Origin of the sequence: Gilliamella sp. B3482, from assembly GCF_026536805.1 — a bacterium.
GTDB classification, from domain to species: Bacteria; Pseudomonadota; Gammaproteobacteria; order Enterobacterales; family Orbaceae; genus Gilliamella; species Gilliamella apicola_E.
The window spans coordinates 353623-366490 of sequence record NZ_JAFNNL010000002.1 but is presented as its reverse complement, the minus strand read 5'-3'; the positions used below and the strand labels follow the sequence as shown (position 1 = coordinate 366490).

Below are 12868 nucleotides of genomic sequence, written 5' to 3'. Positions count from 1 at the left end.
AAGGATAAGTTTCCGAACTTTTTATAATGGCGTAATCTATCTTTTATTCTTAAACCTTTTAAAGAAGGGATGCTTTACGCAATCCCTTCTGGTAAATCCTTATTTAAATGGAACGCTTTGAAGTTAACCACTGCGATTCATATACAAACCGTTTATCAATATATTGGCAGATTTTCACAATTATCAAAATAGTAAAAAAACTGACTCACCCGCTTTTTATTTTTCTATCTCGATTTCCCTCTATCCTCATCCTTTTTTGTTTATATGCAAAACGTTTATCGCTACTTATAGAGAATACTCGTCTAGTTTTTTGCTTGCTCTATCGATGCTTTGCACCTCAATTTTTAGTTTTAGCGATGTAATTTCTTCCGCCATAATTTCTCAAGATATCAAATTTTCTTGAATGAGAGAAACAAAAAAATAAATCTTATATTTTAATTAAAAATACTTATAAGTCTTATATTATACTTATATTAAAATTGATTAGAAAAGCAAAATGAATAAAATTGCTTTTCAAATCAAGACATTGAAGCAGTTACGGAAAATACCTAACAACAATCTAATTCATAATAAGATTAATGATTTAGCTGATATGCCAAATTGTATTAATGTAAAAGCATTGACTGGCCATGAATATCAATACAGGTTAAGAGTTGGTAATTATCGAGTGTTTTTAATTTTAATGGCTAGATTTATATTGTTTCTATTGAAGAGGTGAAAAAACGAGATGACCGAACTTACTAATATACAATTTATTAATAATGAACAAGGGCAACCGCAATTTGTGGTTTTACCATACAATCAATATTTAGAGTTATCTAAATCCAAGACAATTGATATTGAATCTGGTGTACCAAGCGAGGTTGTGAACATGGTTTTTGATAATAACTATTCGCCTGCTCAGGCGTGGCGTGAATATTTGAATTTATCTCAAGTTGAAGTGGCAAATAGAATCGGTATTAGCCAGCCAGCATATTCTCAATATGAAAAAAGCCAAAAATTGAGAAAAACAACACGGATTAAAATTGCTGAAGCGCTACATATTAAGCCTGAACTTTTAGATTTTTAACTCTTCGCTAATAACTTGATAATATGACAAAATTTGTTAACAGAGAACAAAAATCCGCTCTAGGCGGGTTGTATAATAAATACAAGTTAATTATTTTTTAATTTGAGCATTCTTTTTCTAACCTTTCGTAAGCTTTCTTATAGCCAGCTAAAGGAAATTTTAAATCCACTGTAGATTTAGACCCAACTCTAATAATAAACTTTGTAGCCCCCTGAATTTCTTTATTTAAAAACTCTTTTTGATTAGTAATTAATAGGCTACTTTTTTTCTCCCATTCCATTTCTACTGGAGTATTTTTATCAACTCTGAAAATAACTTTAATTAGCCCATCCTCATAATCTTCCAAACTATTATGAATGGAGAATGGAACAATAAAGACTGAATCACAACTAACTGTAAAAAAAGCGCTACTTATTGAATCGCTGTTTGATACATAAACTGACTTCATTGACACTGTTTTTTTATCTGTAATTGAATCAGTAACGATATTAACTCGCCAATCTTTGTAAGTAATTTCATTGGTAAAAGCACTAAATGAAAAAAGCAACAAAATGGTGATGAATAATCTTTTCATACATTCTCCTGTAAATAATTTAGGTCAATAGTACGAAATTCATGAAATTTGCACAATAAAAAACCGCTATAAAAGCGGTCTTATTTATAAAATTTATTATTTTATTGAGTAAATTATTTTACGTTTGCAGTACAGTACGATGATGATTTTATATAATTATCGTCGCGGTAAAACGTATATTTTTTACCCATGTAGTAATTAGCGGTAACGTTGATTTCACTAGAATTAAATTTATCAACATCAAGCTTTTCACCACTTTGAACAATCAATGATTTTCCATCATAAATCAACTTATATAAAACATCTTTCCCATTCCATGAATAACAAAACAAGCCTGTCCCGTCTGGATTTATTTTAATCGTGGTTAAGTATGGTCCCATTCCTGCAACCCATACCCCAACCATTTTATTATCGACATTTTGTGGGCTTGAACGTAAATAATCATCAGCGTTCACATCCCCTAACGTTTTACATCCAGCTAAAGCAAAACAAATTAAAAATAAACTCAATACAATTTTTTTCATACCATTCTCCTTAAATTTTAGGTAATGGTATGTTATTTAAAGGGTTTGGGCAATAAAAAAACCGCCAGGGCAGGTTGTTAATTTTTAATAATTTATTTAATTAAACTTTGTTATTGCTATTATTCATTTTATTAATAACAGCACTCAGACTCATCCCCATCATTCGTTTAATTGCTACATTGGGTTCTGCATCAATCAACTTTTGGATTTTTTCCAAAATATCAGCATCCCAGGGTTGTTTCTGAATTAAATCATGCATCATCTGTAGATTATTGTTCATCATGTTTTATCCCAAAACCAGTTGAATTTTCTAAACCATTTATGCATTGGTGAACTGAACAACTTTAATATAAAGTTGTTGGGATTATATCTGTATTTCCATTCTGATCTATAAATAATCTAAATACTTTTCTTTCGCCATTCTTAAACGCAAATTCACGTTCACGTCTTGGAGGGTTAAATCCACACAATCCCTTTCCTTGAATCGATCAACCAATTATTATATTACCACTTGGTGCATACAGTGAAACACGTTCTTTAGTTTCTAGCCTTGCTGCCTCTTCCCCATTAATAAATACGTTTATGTAACAACCACTACCAACCAAGCCTTTATCTCTTATCAATATTAAATTAGCATAATTACTAACTTCGTTCTGAAATTTAAACACTCTCTCTTTCGGGACGTCCTTTACTTCATTTAATGAAATTGGAGTTGTTGAGCACCCTGAAATCGAAAAACCAATAAACATTAAAATTAATAACTTTTTCATACCATTCTCCTTAATTTTTAAGTATGGTATGAAATATTATCTATAAAATCAATTTTGCCAATTTTAAATTCAATTTGTTTATTCTATAATCAAAGTACATAAGAAAATATATTCATTCGAGCGCTCAAAAGTGAATAAAAAAAACAACGAACTTATAATTAAAAACACGCCAGATTACTATATTGCTAGAGAACAAGTTTATGGTGAAATAATATCCAAACCAATTAGAAAAAAATAAGAGAAATCGCTTATGAAGTTAGAGAACATATAAAGGATAATGAAACTCAACAAGCAAGTATTGTAAAACTGATTGATGAGCATAAAAAAACCACCCTTAGGTGTCTTTTTGATTTATTCATTAATTTCAGCGCTTCCCCTTCCATGATTTGTAGTTCATTAAAAACTCGCTCATTTTCATAGATATTACAGATAATCAAAAAGCGAATGATGAAAATAAATATGAAGAATTAGAATATATTGAAAAAAATAAACGAGCAAAGTTGCATTTAAAAATAATATCTGATTTACTTCGTTTAGCTGTAAATGAATTTTTAGTAAAACTACTATAAAAATTAATCTAATATTAACCAATTATTGCAAGGATTTTATATGAAAAAGATATTAATATTAATTACTGCTTTGTTTTTATCTGGATGTAATGAAAAGACCTATACTGTAGAAGATTTTAAAAATGATAAAGAACTACTAGATAAATATCGTAAAAAATGTGAGAACGGTGAAATTGATGGTGATAGCTTAAATTGTCAAAACTCTCACAAAGCAGTGGTCTCAAAAAATAGAGTTGGTAACGCAAGCTGGAATTAATAGCTTTATAAGCTACTCATGTTGGCTTTAAATTTCAATCCGTGATAAGCTTATAGTATTAATTTTATTATTAATCATAAGCTTACCATCTTGCCTTATAATCTTAACTTCTTTTTCGGCTTTATTTTAATTTAAACAATTGATTAATCTACTTCGAACAATTCTCTTTTTGCTATCCTTGCTATCAATTAATTTAGCAAATGCTGTTTGCTTACCGTTTATTTGAAATTGATAATTGGGTTCTTTCACAATATCACTTTGTTTCTCTGTTGCAATTGAGAATGTAGCTTAAATAATTGTAAATATTAGATTAATTGCAAACTGCGACTTAACTTTTTAGCAATCTGTAACCTACCAATACGCTGGTTTAACCCTATGCATATAGGGAACACCTTAATTATAACCTATTGTTTATTAATTAAAATACCAAAATGAAAAATTCCACCAATTTTTTGGGTGCTTTTTTAAACAGCTGGTTTAAGACGAGATTATCAATATAATTTGAAATTTATTAAATGGTTAAGTCAAGATAAAAAGGGATTTAGAGCTGCATCATTTTTTGCCGCTTACCTATGTACCGATTTATTTCCGATCATAAGATATACTTTTCAGTAATTCATGTTAATCAATTACCGGTAGATATTTCACTCATCACTGCGTAATGAGATTTCACCACCAATAAATGCGTTCGTTTTGCCATTTTGTTCTAAGAGTAACGCACCCTGTTCATTGATACCTTTGGCTACGCCACGGATCACATCGTCACCAATTAATAATTTAACAGGACGCCCTACAAAATTGTCGAGCCGTTGCCAATCGTTAAGAAACGGTGTTAGTCCATGTTGTTCGAAGTCTCGAAGTTTTACTTTTAGATTTTTCGCGACTTTTGCTACTAATAAATTGCGATCAACTTTACCTAAATTAGCCCACTTTTGGTTGACGATAGTTGTATCGGGATTATTCATCATTAGGTTGACTCCAACACCAATAACAACATGTGCACAGTCTCCCGTTTTGCCTGCAAGTTCAACTAATATGCCTGCAAGTTTTTGGTCATTAAGATAGAGATCATTTGGCCATTTTACTTTAATATCTTGCCCCGAGATTTCTCGTAACGTATCGGCTATCACAACACCAACGACTAAGCTTAGCCCCATGGCTGCTGCGATGCCCTGTTCAAGTCGCCAATACATTGAGAAATAGAGATTACTGCCAAATGGTGCAAACCATTGTCGCCCACGCCTGCCTCGTGCTTTTGATTGAAACTCGGCAACACAGCTGTCGCCAGTTTGTAATTTCTCAATATTATCTAATAAATATTGGTTGGTTGATTCAATAATAGGCAGTACTTCCACATGACTATCAGCACCATAGTCGTTGTCGATTTTAACTTTATCAAGTAGATCTATTGGTGATGCTAAGCAGTAACCTTTACCTTGCACGGATGATAAGGTGATCCCCCATTCCCGTAGCACTTTGATATATTTGTTGATGCCAGCTCGCGTTATTCCAAATTGGTTGGCAAGTTCTTCACCAGAGTAAAACTGCCCATCAGCTAATATATTGATTAATTTCAATGGATTTTGGTTACTGCGCATTAAACCCTCACTTTTTGAGTGATAATAAAACAATAAAGTAAAGCGAAATTATAGCAAAACTAATAAATAAATAGGTATTGTTAAATGTGTCCATTATAAAGGCAATTACCGCTGGCGCAACTAGGCTACCAAGTGTATTGGTTAATAACATAGCTTGATTCATTGATACAATTTCTTGTTTGCGAACACACGAGCAAGCCCACGCCATTGAGATTGGGTAGATAGTGTAAATGGTCGCACCAAGTAAAATGATGGCTAATACGCCATAGAGGTTAAATATCAGTAAACAACAAGCTATCATCATTAAGATTGATTCAACCAACAAAACAATACGACGACCAAACCTATCTGCGCACCAGTTGGCAGGCATTTGCGCGATTACCCCAGAAAGTATTAGTAAAACCATCCAATTTGCGACTTGGTTATCTGTATAACCTAGATGTGAGTAGTATGCTGGCATTAGAGAGTATAGCGATCCAATTAACATACCAGCAATCGCACAACCAATTAAACCAACTCGAGAAGGTTTATACAATATCATGGGGATGATGTTGAAACTGCTTTTTTTCTTTTTAGGTAATTTGTAATGGGTTAGTAATATAAATAAGATGGCTAACCCCATTAGCACTGCTATTACTAGACCAAAATAGAGTACGTTTTGCGGAAAGTATTGGAGCAATGCTTGCCCTAAAACAGTACCTAAGTAGTAGGTGGTTAGATAAACCGCCAGCATTTTACCGCGAGTACGAACAGTACCCGTAACTAAGATACAGCTTTCAATAACCACCCAAGTAACTGCACAGGCTATTCCAATAAAAAATCGCCATATCGCCCAACTATAGAAATCCATTGAAAAGCTTAATCCAATAGTTGCAATCGCAAAGATAATACAACTATAGGTGTAAGTGAATCTGGCGTTAAATCGGCTAATAAACCAATTTGCCATAATCGTTCCCACTAAGTTACCTGTAAAGTAGCTTGAGCCGACTAAACCTATTTGTCCTAGTGAAAAATGTTCACGTACTAGCCAAAGTGGCACTTGGGTATTAAGTGCCGATAAGGCGATGGTTACAAATAATAAACTTGTTAATAAAATAGGAAATGAATACGAATGTTTCATAATTTTGTTGTATATAAGCTGTTTTATTGTCTAATAAACGTTATTTACGTTATAGAAATTTATCCACGTCAATCTCACCAGTTGCGCCCATAAATCGAATTTCAGGCGAAAGGTGCACCGAGAACTTTTGTAATACTGCATTTATGATATAACGCGCTAACGCAACGACATCTTGCGCTGTCGCATTATCTTTATTGACTAATACAAGAGCTTGTTGTTGATGCACTGCTGCACCACCAATTTGATAGCCTTTTAGACCACACTGATCAATTAACCAGCCAGCAGCTAATTTTATTTGATCATTTGTTTGTGGATATATTGGCATTGTTGGATATTTTTCAAGTAGTTTATCAGCAAATTTTTTGTCTACTACTGGGTTTTTAAAAAAGCTTCCACCATTTCCTAATACATTAGGATCAGGCAGTTTGCTACAACGGATTTCGCACACTTTGTCGAAGATCATTTTTGGGGTGACACTTTCTGGATCAAAATTCCTTAATTCACCATAAGTTAACACCGGGCTCCATTGTTTTGGTAATGTGATGCCAACATATACAACCGCATAACCATTAGCATATTTTTGTTTGAAGATGCTTTCACGATAGCCATATTGGCCGTCAGTTACGCGAATAATTTTACCCGTTGCAAATTCAAGTAATTCGACATAATCGGCTACTTTTTGAAATTCAATGCCATAAGCGCCAATATTTTGAATTGGTGCAGATCCTACACATCCTGGTATTAGAGCTAAGTTTTCAAGACCAGGAATGTTTTGATTAATGGTGTTAGCAACTAGATCATGCCAATATTCACCCGCACCCACTTTTAAATGCCAGTGTGTTGGGGTTTCGGTTATAGTTAATCCTTTAATTCGATTAACAATGATTGTACCAGCAAAATTTTCAGTAAATAGTGTATTACTACCTTGTCCAATAATCATAATTGGTTGACTATCGGTATTAGTTTTCCAAACTTGCATTAGCTGTTCCACAGTTTCGACTGTTTCTACTTGGTTGGCATATACATCTAAAGCAAATGTGTTAGGAATTTTTTGGTTCATTAATGACTACCTTTTATTAGAAATACTTTTAAATTCAATTAAATTAGTTTTATTCGGCATTTTTTATGCCTTTTTTATTTAAAAGTATCAAATCAATGCCTTTATCTATTTTGATAAAGCAATTTATTCTATTGTGTCGATTGTTTATTTATTTGCTATATTATCACAACGCAAAACGATCTTTTATGCATTAAAATTTTTTTTAATGATCTTAACTACTTTTAGCTTGATATATGTGTCAAAAAATTAGACAAATAGTCTACAAATTGGACACTTTCCCTTTTTTGTTTTTTTTTATCATGTATTATAGCTACCCTAACGATCTTTTTTATAAATTTAGTTAAAATCTATTTTACTCAACCTTGTGGTAGACGTTATTATTAATGAAATTTAAAAAATAAGTTATCGATCACGGTTTTATATAACTTTATGTTTTAAGATTGTTACAATATTTAGTGGTAGTTGTGATTTAGAGGAAATTATGAAAAGAGTTTTTATTATGATCCTCGATTCCTTTGGGATCGGCGGTGCTGAAGATGCAAAAAAATATGGTGATGAAGGTTCTGATACCTTAGGCCATATTGCCGAAGCTTGTGCTTCAGGTAATGCAGATCATGGTCGTCAAGGCCCTTTAAAATTACCTAATTTAGGAAAGTTAGGTTTGATAGAAGCCGCTTATGAATCAACTGGTTCATACCCTAAAGGAATGGCTACCGAAGGTGAAGTTATTGGTGCTTATGGCTTTGCCAGTGAGATTTCGTCGGGTAAAGATACGCCTTCAGGTCACTGGGAAATCGCGGGTGTTCCCGTTCTGTTTGATTGGGGCTATTTTACCAATACTACCAATAGTTTTCCTAAAGAATTATTAGATAATATTGTTAAACGTGCTAACTTGCCTGGTTATCTTGGTGATTGTCATTCATCAGGTACAGTGATTCTTGATGAGCTTGGGCTTGAGCATATGGCTTCTGGTAAACCTATTTTTTATACCTCTGCTGATTCTGTTTTTCAAATTGCCTGCCATGAAGAGACTTTCGGTCTTGATAAACTTTATGAGGTTTGTGAGATAGCTCGTGATGAGCTTAATAAAGGCGATTATAATATCGGCCGCGTTATTGCTCGTCCATTTTTAGGTAATAAGCCAGGTGAATTTGTGCGTACTGGTAATCGTCATGATTTAGCCGTTGAACCACCAGCTCCAACAATGATTAAAAAGCTGGTTGAAGAAAAACAAGGTACTGTTGTATCAATCGGTAAAATTGCCGATATTTATGCCGAAGTAGGTATCACTAAGAAAGTTAAAGCTACAGGTATTGAGGCTTTATTCAATGCTACGCTAGAAGAAATCAAACAAGCGAAAGATAACACGATTGTGTTTACCAATTTCGTTGATTTTGACTCATCTTATGGTCATCGACGTGATGTTGCAGGCTACGCTGCGGCTTTAGAATATTTTGATCGCCGTTTACCTGAGATGTTAGCCCTTATTGAACCAGGCGATCTTTTAATTATTAGTGCCGATCATGGTTGTGATCCAACGTGGCCTGGTACGGATCATACTCGTGAGCATATTCCAGTTTTAGTTTATGGTGATAGTGTTCCAGCTGGATCATTAGGTCATCGTGAAACATTTGCTGATATTGGACAAAGTGTTGCTGATTATTTTGATTTGTCACCAATGGATTATGGCAAGTCATTTATTCGTAAATAGCAATTGTTTAGGACGTTTTTTAGTAATAAATCAGGAGAGTTAAATGCCTACCCCTCATATCAACGCCGCCGATGGTGCTTTTGCTCAAACGGTATTAATGCCCGGCGATCCATTACGAGCTAAGTTTATTGCCGAAACTTTTTTAGATAATGCTAAAGAAGTAACGAATATCAGAGGAATGCTCGGTTTTACTGGTCAGTATAAAGGTAAACAAGTTTCTGTTATGGGGCATGGAATGGGTATCCCATCTTGTTCTATTTATACAACCGAATTGATTAAGTTTTATGGTGTTAAAAACATTATTCGTATCGGTTCGTGTGGTGCAATTAGTCCAAATGTTAATCTTGGTGATGTTGTTATTGGTATGGGCGCTTGTACGGATTCTAAAGTGAATCGTTTGCGTTTTAAAGATCATGATTTTGCTGCCATCGCTGACTTTGGTCTTGTTTGTAATGCAGTTAATGCAGCTAAAGATTTAAATGTTAATGTGAAGGTTGGTAATATTTTCTCAGCTGATCTGTTTTATAGCGTTGAGCCTGATCTTTTCGATATCATGGAAAAATACAATATTTTAGGTGTCGAAATGGAAGCTGCTGGTATTTATGGTGTGGCGGCTGAATATGGCGCAAAAGCGTTGGCGATTTGTACGGTATCAGATCATATTCGAAAAGGCGAAGCGATGTCTTCCGAAGAACGCCAGCTAGGCTTCAAAGAGATGATTACTGTTGCGTTAGAGTCGGTATTACTCAATTCAGATTAAATTAATGGCAGAATTTCTGCCATTTTTTTTGTTTAAGAAATAAAAGTTTTACATTGACTGTCATTAATCAATTTTATCAGTAAATGTGTTTAACGTTATAACTAACGCATCGATAGTAATAACAATTTTTATTTATTCATTAATTTTATCTAATAGGTTAGAAGAGAACTCATTTAATAAGGAAACGAAATGAATATTAAGTTCAAACTTAAAGTTATATTTTTCTTGCAATTTTTTATCTGGGGTAGCTGGCTTATAACTTTAGGCTCTTACATGATGGAGACCTTGCATTTTACTGGAACAACAGTAGGTACAGTTTATGGTACTATGGGCATAGCATCCTTATTTATGCCTGGTCTGCTTGGTGTTGTTGCAGATAGATGGATTCCTGCTAATCGCTTATTCATGCTTTGCCACTTATTTGGAGCAATAACCCTTTTTATTGCCGCTTCAGTCACAACACCATTTATGATGGTCGTGGTAATTTTAATTCATTGTTTAGCATTTATGCCAACTATCGCGATTTCTAACTCAATTTCTTATTCTTGTTTAGAATCAGAAGGTCTTGATGTTATATCGCAATTCCCTAGTATAAGAATTTTTGGTACTATCGGCTTCATTGTTGCTATGTGGCTTGTTAGTTTCTTAAAAGTTGGATTAAGTAATGTACAGCTCTATATTGCAGCTGGCGGTTCGATTTTACTCAGCCTATATTCATTAACATTGCCATTAATTGTCATTGCTAAAGATGAGTCAAAAAGAAAGTCACTTGTAAGTTCTTTAGGTTTAGACGCATTTGTATTATTCAAACAACCTAGAATTGCTATCTTTTTTGTCTTTGCAGTCTTCCTTGGTGGTATTTTACAAATTACCAATACTTTTGGTAATCCGTTCTTACTTTCATTTAAAAGTATTCCGGAATATGCTGATAGTTTAGTTGTGCAATATCCGTCAGTATTGCTATCTATTTCACAAATGTCAGAAGTTGTATTTATTTTATTTGTACCATTTTTTATGAAAAGATTTGGTATCAAGTATGTTATGTTAATCAGTATGTTGGCATGGGTTGCTCGGTTTGGATTATTTGCTTTTGGCGATCCATCACCTGTAGGTTTCACGTTACTTCTTCTGTCAATGATTGTTTATGGTTGTGCATTTGATTTCTATAATATTTCGGGTTCTATGTACGTTGATAAAACAGTTTCACCAGATATCCGTAATAGTGCACAAGGTTTATTTATGATTATGACCAATGGTTTTGGGGCTTATTTAGGTTCAACTATCAGTGGTATTGTTGTGGATCTTTACACTGTAAATGGTGTCATTGACTGGCGTACAATTTGGTTAATTTTTGCAGGATATTCTTTATTACTTGCTATTATTTTTGTCTTTATTTTCAAGAATGATACTCTTGATAACAGAAATTAATACCAAACTCATGGCAAGGTCAACATTAAATAGATAGACTAAATTAACCAATTTGACCACATCAATAGACAGGCATCTAATTTGTTGCCTGTCTATTGTTGCCACTTGATTTCAAAGAAGTTGATAAGTCACACAAAATGTATGGAAAATAATTGTCTTATCAAGGTAGAATAAAATGCTTGTAAAAGTTGTATCACTTTAGTCTGATGAATAATTTACAAGTGCCCTATAAGCATATACTTAAACAGATTAGAACTAGATGAATAAGCAAATAATCCCAAAAGTTATACTTCATGAGCATGTGGAAGGTAGTATTACACCATTTATGGCAAAAAAACTAGCCGATAAGAATCATCTGACTTTTCCTGATTCATTGTGCTATCGACCCGGTGAATATGATGCAACCGATTATAAAAATGGTCGATATAATTATGATGAATCCGATTTTGTTTCATTTATCCAAACTTATGATACTGTCTCTAATTTTGTTAAACATCCCGACGATTATTACCTAATTACTTACGATTTTTTAAGCAGAAATGCCAAGCAAGGGTTAATCTATTGCGAGCTATTTTTGTCTCCCTATCATATTTGTGCCATGGAAAGCGAAGGTAAAATAGTTTGGGATCAAGAAAGATTTAAACAAACGCTTAATCAAATGGATAAAGCGATTATTGATGTTCAAAAAGAACATAATATTACTGTAAGATACCATGTGATTGGCGTGCGCCATCTGGGTGCCGATGTGGTATACGATACACTGCAATTTATTGAGAATAACCCCCACCCATTTATTACCGGATTTAATATCGCAGGTAATGAAAAAGCAGGTCATTTTGATGATTTTGAAAAAGCCCATCAACTTGCTTCTAAATTAAATTTAAAAAAATCTTATCATGCTGGTGAAATTGATTCTGCTGAAAGTATTATCCAAGCGCTTAAACATGGCGCGAATCGTATTGGACATGGTATCGCCGCCATTGAAGATGATAAGTTGATTGAGAATTTAATTGATAACAAGATCACTTTAGAAATAGCGCTTACTAGTAATCGTATTTTAGTCAATAAGTTAAATGGTGATATTCTTAATCACCCAATTCGACAACTTTATGATAGAGGGGTCAGAATAACGCTTAATACCGATGACGCAGGCATATTTGGCACCGATATAGAGAAAGAATATAAGCTCGCTGAGCATTTTTTTCATTTTTCTCGATTGGAACTGTTTGATATTACACTTTGTGGAATTGATGCTGCATTTATTGAACCAACCGAAAAATCACGTTTGTTTAATGACGTTTTAGCCTTTTTTACGATTAATGATAAGCAATGTCTACAACAGGCAATCAACGATCAGCAGTATCACCCTGCTATTATTGAACGATTTAAGAATTATCTCGTTTTATTATATGTTAATGATTAACAACAT

The 12868-nt window shown here is 33.5% G+C and carries 13 protein-coding genes; 6 read left to right on the top strand and 7 right to left on the bottom strand.

What is annotated here, in order from left to right; genetic code table 11:
• Positions 1 to 727: 727 nt before the first annotated feature.
• Entirely contained in the window at positions 728 to 1069 is a 342-nt protein-coding gene (locus J3U18_RS04855) for a helix-turn-helix domain-containing protein (RefSeq protein ID WP_267353092.1), read from the top strand.
• 97 nt (positions 1070 to 1166) lie between these two features.
• On the opposite strand, the gene J3U18_RS04850 is transcribed toward J3U18_RS04855, so the two are convergent.
• The 4 genes from J3U18_RS04850 to J3U18_RS04835 form a co-directional block, all read right to left on the bottom strand.
• Complete coding sequence (locus tag J3U18_RS04850) at positions 1167 to 1643, bottom strand: hypothetical protein (protein WP_267353091.1); 477 nt, start codon at positions 1641 to 1643, stop codon at positions 1167 to 1169.
• A gap of 113 nt (positions 1644 to 1756) precedes the next feature.
• A complete protein-coding gene (locus tag J3U18_RS04845) occupies positions 1757 to 2167 on the bottom strand; it encodes a J517_1871 family lipoprotein (RefSeq protein ID WP_267337435.1) in 411 nt (136 codons plus the stop codon).
• A gap of 100 nt (positions 2168 to 2267) precedes the next feature.
• Complete coding sequence (locus J3U18_RS04840; protein ID WP_267353090.1) at positions 2268 to 2447, bottom strand: hypothetical protein; 180 nt, start codon at positions 2445 to 2447, stop codon at positions 2268 to 2270.
• Between the two features lie 208 nt (positions 2448 to 2655).
• Complete coding sequence (locus J3U18_RS04835) at positions 2656 to 2937, bottom strand: hypothetical protein (RefSeq protein WP_267353089.1); 282 nt, start codon at positions 2935 to 2937, stop codon at positions 2656 to 2658.
• Between the two features lie 609 nt (positions 2938 to 3546).
• Here J3U18_RS04835 and J3U18_RS04830 point away from each other — a divergent pair.
• A complete protein-coding gene (locus J3U18_RS04830) occupies positions 3547 to 3762 on the top strand; it encodes an EexN family lipoprotein (protein WP_267353088.1) in 216 nt (71 codons plus the stop codon).
• A gap of 644 nt (positions 3763 to 4406) precedes the next feature.
• Here J3U18_RS04830 and birA read toward each other — a convergent pair.
• Genes birA through murB form a run of 3 tightly spaced genes read right to left on the bottom strand, consistent with a single transcriptional unit; the run spans position 4407 to position 7540 of the window.
• Positions 4407 to 5360, bottom strand: coding sequence for a bifunctional biotin--[acetyl-CoA-carboxylase] ligase/biotin operon repressor BirA (gene birA, locus J3U18_RS04825; RefSeq protein WP_267353087.1), 954 nt, complete (start codon positions 5358 to 5360; stop codon positions 4407 to 4409).
• 7 nt (positions 5361 to 5367) lie between these two features.
• Positions 5368 to 6480: an MFS transporter gene (locus J3U18_RS04820; RefSeq protein WP_065563160.1), complete on the bottom strand. Its 1113-nt coding sequence runs from the start codon at positions 6478 to 6480 to the stop codon at positions 5368 to 5370.
• Between the two features lie 49 nt (positions 6481 to 6529).
• Entirely contained in the window at positions 6530 to 7540 is a 1011-nt protein-coding gene (murB, locus tag J3U18_RS04815; RefSeq protein WP_267353086.1) for a UDP-N-acetylmuramate dehydrogenase, read from the bottom strand.
• Between the two features lie 481 nt (positions 7541 to 8021).
• On the opposite strand from murB, the gene J3U18_RS04810 reads away from it, so the two are divergent.
• From J3U18_RS04810 to add, 4 genes are all read left to right on the top strand, one after another.
• A complete protein-coding gene (locus tag J3U18_RS04810) occupies positions 8022 to 9251 on the top strand; it encodes a phosphopentomutase (RefSeq protein WP_065563162.1) in 1230 nt (409 codons plus the stop codon).
• Positions 9252 to 9294: 43 nt separating this feature from the next.
• Positions 9295 to 10011 (top strand): purine-nucleoside phosphorylase, encoded by a 717-nt coding sequence (deoD, locus tag J3U18_RS04805; RefSeq protein WP_267353085.1) that lies wholly within the window; start codon positions 9295 to 9297, stop codon positions 10009 to 10011.
• A 189-nt stretch (positions 10012 to 10200) separates the two neighbouring features.
• Positions 10201 to 11439, top strand: coding sequence for a nucleoside permease (locus tag J3U18_RS04800; protein ID WP_267353084.1), 1239 nt, complete (start codon positions 10201 to 10203; stop codon positions 11437 to 11439).
• 259 nt (positions 11440 to 11698) lie between these two features.
• Entirely contained in the window at positions 11699 to 12862 is a 1164-nt protein-coding gene (gene add / locus J3U18_RS04795; RefSeq protein ID WP_267353083.1) for an adenosine deaminase, read from the top strand.
• The last annotated feature ends 6 nt before the right edge of the window (positions 12863 to 12868 follow it).